The organism is Thermus neutrinimicus (assembly GCF_022760955.1).
Classification (GTDB): domain Bacteria; phylum Deinococcota; class Deinococci; order Deinococcales; family Thermaceae; genus Thermus; species Thermus neutrinimicus.
On sequence record NZ_JAKTNU010000002.1, the window covers coordinates 210,621 to 224,057 of the forward strand.

Sequence of the window (13,437 nt, forward strand, 5' to 3'; positions counted from 1 at the left end):
CGGGTAGGCTGGAATCGTGGACTGCGCACGCTTGGCCGAGGCCTTGGTGGGAGCCCGGGGAAGGCAGGAAATCTTCCGCCGGGCCCTGGCTGCCCTGGAGGAGGCCGGGGTGATCCGATGTGGGGAAGCCTACTGGGTGGGCGAGGGCCTCTCCCTTTTTCAAATGCAGGCCTGCCGGACCACCTGTCCCCTGGTGGCCCGCTCCCGCCTCCTGGCCGAGGAGGCCCTGAGGCGGAAAGAGGCGGTGCAGGAGGGATCCTTCGTGGCCCTCCCGGTGACGCAGGGGGGGAAGACCCTGGCGGTGATGGTGTTGAGCCTTCAGGAAGGCCGAGAAATACCCGAGGCCCTCCCTTCCCTCCTCCTTCTGGCCCTTAGGCGCCCAGGGCTGGAGCTTGCGGGGAAGCTATTGGTTGCCCAGGAAGAGGAAAGGCGCCGGGTGGGCCGGGAGCTTCACGATGGGGTGGGAAGCCTTCTCACCGCCGCCCTCCTCACCCTGAAGGTGGCGGAAAAGCGCCCCGAGGAGCTCCCCGAGGCCCGCAAACGGGTGGCGGAGGCCCTCGAGGAGGTGCGGAGGCTTTCCCGGGAACTCCGCATGCCGCTTTTGGACGACCTGGGACTTAAGGAAGCCCTTTTGCGTTACCTGGAGGAATACAGCAAGCACGGCCTTCAGGTGGAGGCCCAGCTGAACCTGCTCCACCTCCCCAAGGAGAAGGAGGTGGCCCTCTTCCGCGTGGTGCAGGAGGCCCTGACCAATGTCCTGCGCCACGCCCAAGCCCAGCGGGTATCCGTGCGCCTTTGGCAAGAGGGAGACCGCCTCTTCGGCTTGGTGAAGGACGACGGCCGGGGCTTCGATCCCGAAATAACCCCTCCATCCGTGGGGCTTTTGGGCATGCAGGAACGCATCCAAAGCCTGGGGGGAAGCTTTGCCCTGCGCAGCAAGCCTGGTCAGGGCACAGAGGTGGAGTTCGGGGTACCCCTATGAGGGTGGTGCTGGTGGAGGACCACCACCTGGTGCGCAAAGGGTTACGCCTTCTTTTGGAAGAAGGTGGCCACCAGGTGGCGGCGGAGTTCGCCCGGGCGGAGGAGGCCCTGGCCACCCCTTGGGAAGCCGAGGTGGTCCTTTTGGATCTAAACCTGCCGGGCATGGGGGGCCTCGAGGCCCTCCCCCACCTGGCCCAAAGGGCCAAGGTCCTGGTGGTTTCCATGCACGACGAACCTGCCTACGTGGCCCGGGCCTTCGCCCTGGGAGCCAAGGGGTACCTGCCCAAACACGCCTTAGACCAAGACCTTCTAGAGGCCCTGGAGCGTCTGGGAAAGGGCCTCCGCTACCTCCACCCCAGCCTGACCGAGGCTCTTTTGCAGGGGCAGGCGGAGCCAGGTCCCGAGGCCCTCTCCGAAAGGGAGCGGGCGGTGGTAGTCCTTTTGGCCCAGGGGTACACCCTCTCCCAGGTAGCCAAGCACCTGGGGATTTCCGTAAAGACCGCCTCCACCTACAAGGGGCGGGCCCTGAACAAGCTAGGCCTCCTGGATACTCCCGACCTGGTGCGCTGGGCCCGGGAACAGGGCCTGGCCTAAGGCCACCCAGCCCTGGCATTCCCCAAAATCCTCCCCGGAAGGGGCCCAAAGAAAAACTGCCCCGGAAAACAGGGGGAAGCCTCTGCCCAAAACCCTTCTTGGGACATTCTTCCCAAGGACATTTGCCTTAGGAAATCCTCCGACAGGAACGGGTAAAACCCTCTGTCTCGTGAAAGAGGGAGCAAGCTCTACCCTAAGCCCAGGAGGTAAGGCATGGAACTCCTGGGCTGGGTCACGGCAAGCTTCTTCTCCCCGCCGGGGGAAGCCCTTTTCCGGGAGCTTTACGCGGGCACCCTGGAGGAAGCCCTGGAGGAACTTACCGGCCACCCCGTGACCCTGCCCAAGGTGGCCCCCAGGGAACTCCAGGCCGCCTACACCGCCCTCTTCGTCACCCACCCCGAGGGGCTTCCCGCCCCCCCCTACGCGGGCTATGCCCTGGACGGGGAACTCTTCGGCCCCTCCTTCCACCGCCTCCAGGAGCTTTATTTGGAAGGGGGCCTCGAGGTGCAGGCCACCTGGCGGGACCTGCCCGACCACATCGCCGCCATCGGGGAGGCCATCGCCCTCTTGGCGGATAAAAAGCCCCATCTGGCAAAAAGGCTCGCCCGGGAGTTCCTAAAGCCCTGGCTGGACCGCTTCGCCCCCCAGGTGAAAACCCACGACCCCACGGGGTTTTACGCCACCTTGGTGGAGCTTTTACAGGAGGCCATCCATGCAAAGACGGGAGTTTCTCAAGCTTAGCACCCTGGCCGCAGGTGCCCTGGCCCTAAGGGGCAGTGGCCCCGCCAAGGCCCTTAAGACCCCTTGGTACCGGGGAGAGGTACGAAGCGTTTACCAGATCTGCGAAGGGTGCTTCTGGCGGTGCGGGATCGTGGCCCACGCGGTGGGCAACCGGGTCTACAAGGTGGAAGGCTACGAGGCCAATCCCAAAAGCCGGGGCCGGCTTTGTCCTCGAGGGCAAGGCATGCCCCAGACCACCTACGACCCCGACCGGCTCAAGCGCCCCCTGATCCGGGTGGAGGGAAGCCGGCGGGGAGAGGGCAAGTACCGGGTAGCCACCTGGGAGGAAGCCCTGGACCACGTGGCAGAAAGGATGCTAAAGATCAAAGAGGAATACGGCCCCGAGGCCATCGCCTTCTTTGGCCACGGCACCGGGGATTCTTGGTTCGTGGACTTCCTTCCCGCCGCCTGGGGCAGCCCCAACGCCGCCAAGCCCTCAGTGGCCATCTGCACCGCCCCCCGGGAGGTGGCCTCCCAGTGGATCTTTGGCCGGCCCATCGGCGGGCATGAACCCATCGACTGGGAAAACGCCCGCTACATCGTCCTCATCGGCCACCATATAGGGGAGGATACCCACAACACCCAGCTCCAGGACTTCGCCTTAGCCCTGAAACGGGGAGCCAAGGTGGTGGTGGTGGACCCCCGCTTCTCCACCGCTGCCGCCAAGGCCCATCTCTGGCTTCCCATCAAGCCGGGCACCGACACCGCCTTGCTCCTGGCCTGGATCCACGTCCTCATCTACGAGGATCTCTACGACAAGGAGTACGTGGCCAAGTACACCACGGGCTTCGAGGAACTCCAGGCCCACGTGAGGGACTTTACCCCCGAGTGGGCGGAAAAGCACACGGAGATCCCCGCCGAAACCATCCGCCAGGTGGCCCGGGAGATGGCGGCCCACAAGCCCCAGGCAGTCCTGCCCCCCACCCGGCACACCGTCTGGTACGGGGACGACACCTACCGGATGATGGCCCTCTACTACGTGAACGTCCTCCTGGGCAACTACGGGCGCAAAGGAGGGTTTTACATCGCCCAAAACCCCTACCTGGAGAAGTACCCCACCCCACCCCTTCCCCTGGAGCCCGCAGCGGGAGGCTGCTCCGGTCCCGCCGGCGGGGACCACGAGCCAGAGGGGTTCCGGCCCCGAGCCGACAAGGGCAAGTTCTTCGCCCGCACCACCGCCATCCAGGAGCTCATCGAGCCCATGATCACCGGCGAGCCCTACCCCATCAAGGGGCTCATCGCCTACGGCATCAATCTCTTCCACTCCATCCCCAACGTGCCCAGGACCAAGGAGGCCCTGAGAAACCTGGACCTCTACGTGGCCATCGACGTGCTACCCCAGGAGCACGTGATGTGGGCCGACGTGATCCTGCCCGAGGCCACTTATCTGGAGCGCTACGACGACCTGGTGGCCGTAGCCCACAAGACCCCCTTCATCCAGCTCAGGGTTCCCGCCCACGAACCCCTCTTCGACACCAAGCCCGGTTGGTGGATCGCCAGGGAGCTGGGGATCCGCCTGGGCCTGGGCGAGTTCTTCCCCTGGCAGACCATAGAGGAGTACCTGGACACCCGCCTCCAAAGCATCGGCCTTGACCTGGAAACCCTAAAGGGCATGGGCACCCTGGTGCAAAAGGGCAAGCCCTGGCTGGAGGATTGGGAAAAGGAAGGCCGGCTTCCCTTCGGCACCGCCTCGGGGAAGATCGAACTCTACTGCCAGGCCTTCAAGGCGGCGGGCCACCCCCCCTTGCCCGTCTTCACCCCCCCCGAAGAGCCGCCCCCTGGCTTCTACCGCCTCCTTTACGGCCGAAGCCCGGTGCACACCTTTGCCCGGACCCAAAACAACTGGGTCCTCATGGAGATGGACCCGGAAAACGAGGTCTGGATCCATCGGGAGGAAGCCCAAAAGCTTGGTCTGAAGGACGGGGACTACGTGGTCCTGGAAAACCAGGACGGGGTAAGGGAAGGCCCGGTACGGCTCAAAGCCACGGAGAGGATCCGGAAGGATTGCGTATATCTGGTCCACGGCTTTGGCCACAAGGCCCCCCTCATGCGGGTAGCCCACGGCCGCGGAGCCTCCGACAACTACCTGCAAACCCGGTACAAGCTGGACCCCATCTCCGGAGGGGCAGGCCTCAGGATCAACTTCGTCAGGCTAGAGAAGGCGGAAAAGCCCCGGTTGCCTAGCCTGAGCTCCCTGGCCAAGCGCCCCTTTGACGAAAGGAGGATGTGATGCCCCGGTACGCCATGGCCATCGACCTTAGCCTCTGCGTGGGCTGTGCCGCCTGCGCCGTGGCCTGCAAGATGGAAAACGAGGTCCCCCCAGGGGTCTTTAACCTCTGGATCCGGGAGCGGGAACTGGGTACCTACCCGGACCTAGTGGTGGAGTTCCGCCCCGAACAGTGCCTGCACTGCGAAAACCCCCCTTGCGTACCCGTTTGCCCCACGGGGGCCAGTTACCAAACCCCAGAGGGCCTGGTCCTGGTGGATCCGAGAAAGTGCATCGCCTGCGGGGCCTGCATCGCCGCCTGCCCCTACGATGCCCGTTACCTGCACCCCGGCGGCTACGTGAGCAAGTGCACCTTCTGCGCTCACCGCATCGAGCAAGGCCGGCTTCCCGCCTGCGTGGAAACCTGCCCCACCCTCTGCCGCACCTTCGGGGATCTGGAGGATCCGGAAAGCCCGGTGTCCAAGGCCCTAAGGGAGGCTGAGCGGGTGGACGTGCTGAGGCCCGAGCTCGGCACCAGGCCCAAGCTCTTTTACCTGAACGCCCCTTCCAAGAAGGGGCTCACCCGGGAACGGGAGGTGCACCATGACTGAGTTCTACGGCCTTCCCAATGCCGGCGAGTTCTGGCATGGAACCAACCTTCTCCACTTCATCCTGGTGGGGCTGGCGGGGGGCATGGCCTTTCTGGCAAGCCTCCTCCACCTAGGGGGCCACGGGGAGGCCCGCCGCTACACCCTGTGGGCCCTGGTCCTGATCGCCCTGGACCTGTTCGTGCTCTGGGCAGAATCCCCTGCCCGCTTCCGCTTCAGCCACGTGTGGCTTTTCCTCTCCTTCCACCCCGCAAGCCCCATCTGGTGGGGGTCCTGGGGCCTGGCCCTCTCCTTCCTCACGGCCGGGCTCCTCTACTTGGGGAGAGGACCCCGCAAGCCCCTGGCCTGGGGTCTTTTGGCCTTTAGCCTGGTGGCCCTGGCCTACCCCGGCATGGCCTTGGCGGTAAACCTGAACCGGCCGCTTTGGAACGCCCTGTTGGCCGGCCTATTCCCCCTCACCGCCTTGGTCTTGGGGCTCGGGGTAGCGGTTCTCCTCAAAAGCCCTTGGGCCCTATACCCCTTGCGCATCCTCCTGGGGGCATCCTTGCTCCTGGCCTTCCTTTACCCCTTCACCCTGAGCCTCGAGGGCCGGGCGCACCTCCTGGAGGAAGGGGGGGTCATCTACGGCCTCCTCCTGGCCCTGGGGCTTGGGGCCTTTTGGAAGAAAAGCCTGGCCCCCTGGGCCGCCCTCTTGGCCGCCGCCGGGCTTAGAACCCTCCTGGTGGCCGTGGGCCAGTGGCAGGGACTCGGCCTTTAGGGGAGGTACTCCCCTGAGGAATGAAGGAGGTGTGCGATGAAAGGCATGAGGAAACTGGCTTGGTTTGGGCTTCTCCTGGTGCTTCCGGTCTTGGCGCAGGCCACCACCACCTTCTCCGCCCTCACGGTGCGGGAGGTGGGGAACTTCCTGGCCACCTTGCCGGCGGACTTCTACGGCATCCAGCCCGCCGCCGCCAAGCAGATGATGGACACCCTGGACGTCTTCATCCTGGATGTGCGGGAGCCCGCGGAGTTCAAGGATGGCCGTATCCCCGGTGCGGTCAACATCCCCATTCGGGAGCTGCCCAAGCGCCTTGGTGAAATCCCCAAGGGCAAGCCCATCATCATCTACTGCGGCATCGGCCACCGGGGTGCCATGGGGCTGGTCTACCTGCGGGGCCAGGGGTACAACGTGAAAAGCATCCTGGGAGGCTTCAAGGCCTGGACCGGTGCCAACCTGCCGGTGGAAAAGTAGAGAGAACCTGAGGAGGGGGAGGGACCTTGCCTCCCTCCCCCTTTTCCCTTAATCCCCGTCAAAGTAGGTGAGCTTGGGGTGCTTGTTGGCCCGCACCTCGTCCAGCCTGCGCACAGGGGTGGTGTAGGGGGCCCCCTCCAGCCACTCCTTGGGCCGTTGCAACAGCTCCCCCATGGCCTCGGCGAAGGCCTCGAGGGTCTCCTTGGCCTCGGTCTCCGTGGGCTCGATCATCAGGGCCTCCTTAACGATGAGAGGGAAGTACACCGTGGGCGGGTGGAAGCCCAGCTCCAAAAGCCCCTTGGCCAGGTCCAGGGCCCGGAAACCCTGGGGGGGCTGGGCCACGAACTCGTGCATGCAGGGCCCGTCATAGGGGACGCGGTAACCCTTTTCCTTTAGAAGCTCCTTCAGGTAACGGGCGTTGAGCACGGAAAGGGCCGCGGCCTTCTTCAGCCCCTCCAGGCCCAGGGTGCGGATGTATGCCCAGGCCCGCACCAAGGCCAGGAAGTTGCCGTGGAAGCTGCGCACCCGGCCGATGCTCTTGGGGAGGTCAAAGTTCAGGTAGAAGCCTTCCTCCCCCCTCTCCACCGTGGGTACGGGGAGATAGGGGGCCAGATGGGCCTTCACCCCCACGGGCCCCGAGCCCGGCCCGCCCCCCCCGTGGGGCACGGTGAAGGTCTTATGCAGGTTGAGGTGCACCACGTCAAAGCCCATGTCCCCCGGCCGGGCCCAGCCCATGATGGCGTTCAGGTTGGCCCCGTCGTAGTAAAGCTGCACCCCCGCCTCCTTGCTCAGGCGGGAGATCTCCAGGATCCGCCTTTCAAAGAGGCCTAGGGTGTTGGGGTTGGTGAGCATGATGGCGGCCACATGGGGGCCAAGCTCCCGCTTCAGGGCCTCGAGGTCCACCTCCCCATCCGTTCCCGAGGGCACCTCCCTCACCTGGTAGCCCGCCATGCTGGCGGTGGCGGGGTTGGAACCGTGGGCGGAATCCGGCACCAAAACCAGCCGCCTCTTCTTCCCCTCCCCCCGGTCCTCGTGGTAGGCGCGGATGATGAGGATCCCGGTGAGCTCCCCGTGGGCCCCGGCGGCGGGCTCCAGGGTGATGGCGTCCATGCCCGTGAGGGCCTTCAGGTACTCCCCCAGCTGCCACATGAGCTCCAGGGCCCCTTGCGCGGTCCTGGGGTCCTGGTAGGGGTGCAGATGGGCGAAAAGCCGCACCGCCTCCTCGTGGAGCTTGGGGTTGTACTTCATGGTGCAGCTGCCCAAGGGATAGAAGGTGGTATCCACCCCCACCTGGCGGCGGGAAAGCCCCGTGTAATGGCGCACCAGGGTGAGCTCGTCCACCTCGGGAAGCCGGGGTGGGGCCTTGCGCAGGAACTCCTCCGGGATGTAGCGGGTGGCTTCCGGCGTCTCCCTTACCAGCCTGAGGCCCCGCCTTCCCCGGCGGCTTCGTTCGAAAATCAAGGGGTAGCTCATGCCAACACCTCCCACATGGCCTCCTTAAGGGCCAGAAGATCCTCCTCCTGGTGGAGCTCTGTGGCGGCGAACAGGGCCAGGTTCTCTCCGTACTCCCTGGGCACCGGGGTGGCGGCGTGGAAGCCCCTGGCCGCCAAAGCCTCCCGCACCGCGTGGGGGTCTTTGGGGAGCCTGAGGGCAAACTCGTTGAAGAAGGGCTTTGGGGTAAAGGGCTCCACCCCTGGTATCTCCAGAAGAAGCTCCCAGAGGCGATGGGCCATGGCCACACCCCTCAGGGCCACCTCCTTAAGCCCCAAAGGCCCCAAGGCCGCCAGGTACATGGCCCCCATGAGGGCGGTGAGCTGGGCGTTGGTGGTGATGTTGCTCTTGGCCTTGGCCCGGCGGATGTACTGCTCCCGGGCTTGGAGGGTGAGGATATACCCCCGCTTCCCCTCGGCGTCCACGGTTTCCGAAACCAGCCGCCCGGGCACCTGGCGCACGAAGGCCTTTCTCGTGGCCAGGTACCCAAAGTGGGGCCCGCCAAACCCCATGGGCAGGCCCAAGCTCTGGCCGTCCCCCACGGCGATATCCGCCCCGTAGGCCCCTGGGGGCTCCAAAACCCCCAGGGAAAGGGGATCGGCCACCACCACGAAAAGCGCCCCCGCCCCATGGGCCCGCTCAACCCAGGGGGCGAGGTCCTCCAAGGCCCCCAGGTAGTTGGGGTGCTGGGCCACCACGGCCCCCGTGCCCTCGGGCACCTCCCCTAAAGGAGTCCTCCCCCCCTCCAGGGGCAGGGTGAAAAGCTCTGCCCCCACCGCCTCCAGGTAGCTCCTGAGCACCTGCCGGTACTCCGGGTGCACCCCCTGGGAGACCAGGACCCGCATCCTTCCCGTTTCCCTCAGGGCCAAAAGGACCCCCTCCGCTAAGGCGCTGGCCCCGTCGTACATGGAGGCGTTGGCCACCTCGAGGCCCGCAAGCTCCGCTACCATGGTCTGGTACTCAAAGGTAGCCTGCAAAACCCCCTGGCTCACCTCCGGCTGGTAAGGGGTGTAGGCGGTCAAGAACTCGCCCCGGCTCGCCAGGGCCTGGACCACGGGCGGGGTGTGGTGGCTACGAACCCCACCCCCCAAAAAGGCCTTGAAGGCAGGCTGGTTTTTCCCCGCAAGCCGCCTAAGCTCCTCCAGCACCGCCCACTCCGGCAAGGGCTCGGGCAGGGAGATCTCGGGGTTTAGGATCTCCTGGGGCAGGTGCCGGTAGAGGTCCTCGAGGCTCCCGGCCCCCACCCGTTCCAGCATGGCCTGGATCTCTTCCTCGGTATGGGGCGTGTAGTCCATAGGTCCATCCTTAAACAAAACCCCCGGGCCATTTGACCCGGGGCCACACAAGGGCTCCGCCGCCCGGCTAAGGGCCTCCGGGCGTCCCAAAGCCCAGGGCTCGCCATACCCGCCAACTTACCCTTCCCTCTCCAAGACCTCCTGGTAGCCGGCCGCATCCAGCAGGTCATCCAGGTGCCCCATGTCCAAGGGGCGGATGCGGAGGATCCAGCCCTCCCCATAGGGGTCCTGGTTGATGAGCTCCGGGGTCTTCTCCAAAGCGGCGTTCACCTCCACCACCTCACCCGACACCGGGGCATAGATATCGGAGGCGGTCTTCACGCTCTCCACCACGGCCACCGCCTCGCCCTTCTCCACCTTGCGCCCCACCTCGGGTAACTCCACGTACACCACGTCCCCCAGGGCATCCTGGGCGTAGTCGGTGATGCCCACCAAAACCGTGTCCCCTTCGGGCAGGGCCCACTCGTGGGTCTTGGTGTAAAAGCGGTCCTTGGGTATGTCCATAACGCCTCCTAACCCCCGCTATTTTAGCGGCACAAAGGGCAATGGGCTAAGGGAAGCCCCCACCTTGCGCCCCCGAACCTCCACGAGGAAGGGCTCCGCCGCCTCCTTTTCCACATAGGCCAGGGCGATGCCCTTTTCCAAAAGGGGAGAGTAACCCCCGCTGGTCACCCGGCCCACCTCCCGGTCGCCGGAATACACCCTGTACCCCTCCCGGGGAATCCCCGTCTCCAGCACCAGGCCGATGAGCTTCTCGGCACAGGGTGCGGCCAGCATGGCCTCCTTGCCAAGGAAATCCTTCTCCCTCTTCACCACCCAGGCCCAGGGGGTGCAAAGGGGATTGGTGTCCTCGGTAAGCTCGTGGCCATAGAGGGGGAAACCCGCCTCCAGCCTCAGGGTGTCCCGGGCCCCCAGGCCCGCCGGGGTCGCCCCCGCCTCTAGAAGGGCCTCAAAGACGGCCTCGGCATCCTCGGGGGCCAGAAAGAGCTCAAAGCCATCCTCCCCCGTATACCCCGTGCGGGCCAAACGGGCAGGCCTGCCGGCCACCCGGGCGCCAAACACCTGGTTCTTTTTCGTTAGGGAAAGATCCGCCTCGGTCAAGCCCTGGAGGAGGGAGGCCGCCTGGGGACCCTGCAAGGCCAAGAGGGCGGTTTCCTCCGAGAGGTCGGTGAGCTCCACGGAATAGCCTCGGGAGAGCTCCTTAAGGTGGGCCCAGTCCTTGGCGATGTTGGCGGCGTTGACCACCATGAGGTACTCCTCCTCGGCGATCCGGTACAGGTAGATGTCGTCCACCACCCCCCCTCGAGGGTTGGGGAGCATGGAGTACTGGGCCCGGCCCACCTTGAGCTTGGCGGCATCGTTGGCCGTGGCCCACTGGAGGAAGGCAAGGGCCTCAACACCCCGGATCAGGAACTCCCCCATGTGGCTCACGTCGAAAAGCCCCGCCCCCCGGCGCACCGCCAGGTGCTCCTCCACGATGGAGGTGTACTGCAGGGGAAGGGCGTAGCCGGCAAACTCCACCATGCGCCCCCCGTGGCGCAGGTGGGCTGGGTAAAGCGGGGTCTTCTTCATGGCAGCCCCATCCTACTAGAAGAACTCCCTCCTCAAGGCCTCGGCGGAGTTGTCCTCGAGGACCTCCTCCCGCTTGGTGGCCCAGGCGGGGAAGGGGAAGCGCACCAATAGGGGCACGGGGATCTCCGGCTGGTGCAGGATCACCATCCCCTGGGGCAGGATCAGGGCCCGCTGCCGGAAGGAGGTGGGGAGGTAGCGGTACTCGGGCCGCTCGGCCTCGGCGGCATCCAGCCTTCCCACCACCCGGATGGCGGCGTTGCCCACCACCCTCCGCTCCACCTCGCTGGCGGTCTGCTGGGCCCCGATGAGGATCACCCCCAGGGAGCGGCCCCGTTCAGCGATGTCCAGGAGCACGTCCTTGATGGGGCTCTCCTCGTCCCGGGGGGCGTACTTGTTGAGCTCATCCAGCACCACGAAGACCCGGCCCCGGTACTGGCCCCGCTCCTTCTTGGCGAAGAGGTCGGAAAGGAGGCTCCCCACCACGAACATCTGGGCCTGGGGGGAGAGCTTGGCCAGGTCCACCACGTGGACCTGTTCCCCCCCTTCCAGGGGGTCCGGGGGGTTGCCCTTGCGGTCCCCTCGGACCAGGTGGCCCACGTTCTCCACGCTGGAGCGCAGGCGCCGGATGAAGGCCTCCAGGGTCCCCCGGGCCTGGCGGGCGGTCCAGGTCTTATCCCCCTCCCCTTCCCCCGTCTCTGGACCCAAAAGCTTGTACTCCAGGTAGCGCACCAGGTCGGGGAAGCTTTTCAATCGCACCCTGCCCAGGTCGTCAAAGGTGACCTCTTCGGGAAGCTCCCCTGCGGGCCAGTCCGCCACCAGGAGGTGGGGCCCCTTCTGCCCCTCCGCAAGCCGCCTCAACTTCTCCGTCACCTGGGCCACCAGGAAGCCCAGGTTGGTGAGGGCCCCCTTGTCGGTGAAGAGGAAGGGCAGAAGCCCCTTCTTTGCAAACTGCACCAGGTCCCAGTGGTAGGCCTTTACCCCCTCCAGGCGGGTTTCCACATCAGGGAGGATCCCCTCCCCTCCCTTCTTGGGCGGGGCCAGGAAGCGCACGCTGCCAAAGGGGGTGGGGGGAGGGCCCAGGCGGTGGTACTCCTCCTTGGCCTCCTCGGAAAGCCGCAGGTTGGGCTTGTCCAGGAAGAGGAGGTCCTCCCCTTTCACGTTGAAAAGGAGCACCCGCGCCTGGTGGGCCTCCTCGAGGACCCCGCTTTCCAACAGGCTCTTCAGGAGAAAGGTGGCGTAGCTGGTCTTGGCCGCCACCCCGCTGATGCCCGAGATGTTCACGTGCCCCCCCTTCACCCCGTTCAGGAACTCCAGGTTGAGGTAGGCCACCTCCCCGTTCTTCAAAAACCCCACGGGGAGCCTGGTGCTTCCCCTTTGGTTTTTCATGGCATCGTAGTAAAGGGCAAGCCCCAGGTCCTCCCCCCGGGCCAGGTACACGGGGGAACCGGGATCAGGGGGGAAAAACTCCTCGGGCACGATGCGGGTCACGCTCACGTGGGCCACGTAGGCCAGGCTCACGGGGATCTTCCCCCCCACCGCCAAGAAGACGTCCGTGTCAAATCTTTCCCCCTCGTGGGCCTTGGCCACCAGGTCCACCATGCCGAAGTAGCGGACCTTGCCCACCTTGGGGTGGAAACCCTCCACCACCACCAGATCGTCCAGGCGCAGCAGGCCCTCCCCCTCCACCCCCACCCAGAACTCCAAGGGGGTGGCCTCCCGCCTGCCCAAGACCACACCGATACGCTCCATCAACCACCTCCCAGATGCCGGGCCAGGATGCGGGCCACCACTTCCCGGCTCCCCATCCTCCGGGCCAACTCCCGCTCAAGCCCCCCCACGGGCAAAAGGTTCTGCGGGGCCCTGGGGTCCTTCACCGGGTGGGAGGCCAAGGCGGGAAACAGGCTCAAGGATAGGTCCGCCAGGGCGCCCAAATCCCCCTGCAGGGGGGTTTCCACCCGTAGGAGCCCGCTTTCCGGCGGCCGCACCCCCTCCGGGGGAAGGGGCAGGCGCAGATACCAGCTGGCCAGTTCCTGTCCCTCCCGGCGCACCCTAAACATGGGGGTGCGCTCCCCGGGCTTCAGGAGGGGCAAAAGGGCCTCCTTGTCCTCGGGAAGGTAGTGGGCCCAGTGGGTCTTGATGTACCCCAAAACCGGGCCTTCGCGCCTTAGGCGCACGGGGCCATCCACCACGAGAAGGCCTCCCGTGAGGGTCCCCGCCAGCCCCTCCTCCAGGTGGGCCCTGGCCCTCCGCAAGCCCTCCTGGAGGGCCGTGAGGAGATCCTCCGGGCCTTTAGACCCCTCCAGGGGCAGGGGTTCGTACACCAGATCCCCCAGGTGCAAGGCCTCCTCCAACCCCACCCCCACCCGGCGCACCCTGGGCTCCAGAAGGCGCATGGCCCCCTGGGCAAACACCACCGCCCCAGCGGCCACACACCCCAGGAGCACAAGCCTCCTGCCATCGGAAATGAGGGCCTCCACCCGCTCCCTTCCGTCCACGAAGTAAAGGGGTTCGGGCCAGGGCACGGGACGGGCCCTTCTCGCCTCCCATGGCTCCTCCAGGGGATGGAAGCTGGCGGGGTGGCCCTCCTCTGCGCCCCAAACCGTGGCCCCAGAGAGGGCTTCCCCACTCCCCGGGCCCTCGAGGTGGGAAAGCTCCAGGGCGTAAAGCCGCCAGGCCATG

Annotated in this window: 13 protein-coding genes; 7 read left to right on the top strand and 6 right to left on the bottom strand. The window is 66.0% G+C overall.

The window, feature by feature from the left end:
* The first annotated feature begins 16 nt into the window (after positions 1-16).
* From L0C59_RS02995 to L0C59_RS03025, 7 genes are all read left to right on the top strand, one after another.
* The gene (locus L0C59_RS02995) at positions 17-982 is read left to right on the top strand and encodes a sensor histidine kinase (RefSeq protein ID WP_243089734.1); all 966 of its coding nucleotides are present in this window, start codon (positions 17-19) and stop codon (positions 980-982) included.
* On the top strand, positions 979-1,575 hold the full coding sequence (locus L0C59_RS03000) for a response regulator (protein WP_243089735.1): 597 nt from the start codon (positions 979-981) through the stop codon (positions 1,573-1,575). Before L0C59_RS02995 ends, L0C59_RS03000 begins: the two co-directional genes overlap by 4 nt.
* A 213-nt stretch (positions 1,576-1,788) precedes the next feature.
* The gene (locus tag L0C59_RS03005; RefSeq protein ID WP_243089736.1) at positions 1,789-2,316 is read left to right on the top strand and encodes a TorD/DmsD family molecular chaperone; all 528 of its coding nucleotides are present in this window, start codon (positions 1,789-1,791) and stop codon (positions 2,314-2,316) included.
* The gene (locus L0C59_RS03010) at positions 2,288-4,585 is read left to right on the top strand and encodes a molybdopterin-dependent oxidoreductase (protein ID WP_243089737.1); all 2,298 of its coding nucleotides are present in this window, start codon (positions 2,288-2,290) and stop codon (positions 4,583-4,585) included. The genes L0C59_RS03005 and L0C59_RS03010 overlap by 29 nt, the downstream gene beginning before the upstream one ends.
* Positions 4,585-5,172, top strand: coding sequence for a 4Fe-4S dicluster domain-containing protein (locus L0C59_RS03015; protein WP_243089738.1), 588 nt, complete (start codon positions 4,585-4,587; stop codon positions 5,170-5,172). The genes L0C59_RS03010 and L0C59_RS03015 overlap by 1 nt, the downstream gene beginning before the upstream one ends.
* On the top strand, positions 5,165-5,926 hold the full coding sequence (locus L0C59_RS03020; protein ID WP_243089739.1) for a polysulfide reductase NrfD family protein: 762 nt from the start codon (positions 5,165-5,167) through the stop codon (positions 5,924-5,926). Before L0C59_RS03015 ends, L0C59_RS03020 begins: the two co-directional genes overlap by 8 nt.
* 45 nt (positions 5,927-5,971) lie before the next feature.
* Positions 5,972-6,400 carry a rhodanese-like domain-containing protein gene (locus L0C59_RS03025; RefSeq protein WP_243089740.1) on the top strand — a complete coding sequence of 143 codons (429 nt, stop codon included), beginning with the start codon at positions 5,972-5,974 and terminating at the stop codon, positions 6,398-6,400.
* Between the two features lie 48 nt (positions 6,401-6,448).
* Here the strand turns inward: L0C59_RS03025 and gcvPB are convergent, their stop codons facing one another.
* From gcvPB to L0C59_RS03055, 6 genes are all read right to left on the bottom strand, one after another.
* Positions 6,449-7,873 (bottom strand): aminomethyl-transferring glycine dehydrogenase subunit GcvPB, encoded by a 1,425-nt coding sequence (gcvPB, locus tag L0C59_RS03030; protein WP_243089741.1) that lies wholly within the window; start codon positions 7,871-7,873, stop codon positions 6,449-6,451.
* Positions 7,870-9,186 (bottom strand): aminomethyl-transferring glycine dehydrogenase subunit GcvPA, encoded by a 1,317-nt coding sequence (gcvPA, locus tag L0C59_RS03035; protein ID WP_243089742.1) that lies wholly within the window; start codon positions 9,184-9,186, stop codon positions 7,870-7,872. Before gcvPA ends, gcvPB begins: the two co-directional genes overlap by 4 nt.
* Before the next feature lie 117 nt (positions 9,187-9,303).
* Entirely contained in the window at positions 9,304-9,690 is a 387-nt protein-coding gene (gene gcvH, locus L0C59_RS03040; protein ID WP_243089743.1) for a glycine cleavage system protein GcvH, read from the bottom strand.
* A gap of 18 nt (positions 9,691-9,708) precedes the next feature.
* Entirely contained in the window at positions 9,709-10,758 is a 1,050-nt protein-coding gene (gcvT, locus tag L0C59_RS03045; protein ID WP_243089744.1) for a glycine cleavage system aminomethyltransferase GcvT, read from the bottom strand.
* A gap of 15 nt (positions 10,759-10,773) precedes the next feature.
* Complete coding sequence (locus tag L0C59_RS03050) at positions 10,774-12,507, bottom strand: ATP-binding protein (protein ID WP_243089745.1); 1,734 nt, start codon at positions 12,505-12,507, stop codon at positions 10,774-10,776.
* Entirely contained in the window at positions 12,507-13,436 is a 930-nt protein-coding gene (locus tag L0C59_RS03055; protein ID WP_243089746.1) for a DNA double-strand break repair nuclease NurA, read from the bottom strand. Before L0C59_RS03055 ends, L0C59_RS03050 begins: the two co-directional genes overlap by 1 nt.
* Between the last annotated feature and the right edge of the window lies 1 nt (position 13,437).

Bases quoted from the DNA above. Each gene is read 5' to 3' on its own strand.
- gcvT (WP_243089744.1), bottom strand. From the start codon at position 10,758: ATGAAGAAGACCCCGCTTTACCCAGCCCACCTGCGCCACGGGGGGCGC.
- L0C59_RS03005 (WP_243089736.1), top strand. From the start codon at position 1,789: ATGGAACTCCTGGGCTGGGTCACGGCAAGCTTCTTCTCCCCGCCGGGG.
- L0C59_RS03050 (WP_243089745.1), bottom strand. From the start codon at position 12,507: ATGGAGCGTATCGGTGTGGTCTTGGGCAGGCGGGAGGCCACCCCCTTG.
- L0C59_RS03015 (WP_243089738.1), top strand. From the start codon at position 4,585: ATGCCCCGGTACGCCATGGCCATCGACCTTAGCCTCTGCGTGGGCTGT.
- L0C59_RS03010 (WP_243089737.1), top strand. From the start codon at position 2,288: ATGCAAAGACGGGAGTTTCTCAAGCTTAGCACCCTGGCCGCAGGTGCC.
- L0C59_RS03020 (WP_243089739.1), top strand. From the start codon at position 5,165: ATGACTGAGTTCTACGGCCTTCCCAATGCCGGCGAGTTCTGGCATGGA.
- gcvH (WP_243089743.1), bottom strand. From the start codon at position 9,690: ATGGACATACCCAAGGACCGCTTTTACACCAAGACCCACGAGTGGGCC.
- gcvPA (WP_243089742.1), bottom strand. From the start codon at position 9,186: ATGGACTACACGCCCCATACCGAGGAAGAGATCCAGGCCATGCTGGAA.
- L0C59_RS03000 (WP_243089735.1), top strand. From the start codon at position 979: ATGAGGGTGGTGCTGGTGGAGGACCACCACCTGGTGCGCAAAGGGTTA.
- L0C59_RS03055 (WP_243089746.1), bottom strand. From the start codon at position 13,436: ATGGCCTGGCGGCTTTACGCCCTGGAGCTTTCCCACCTCGAGGGCCCG.
- gcvPB (WP_243089741.1), bottom strand. From the start codon at position 7,873: ATGAGCTACCCCTTGATTTTCGAACGAAGCCGCCGGGGAAGGCGGGGC.
- L0C59_RS03025 (WP_243089740.1), top strand. From the start codon at position 5,972: ATGAGGAAACTGGCTTGGTTTGGGCTTCTCCTGGTGCTTCCGGTCTTG.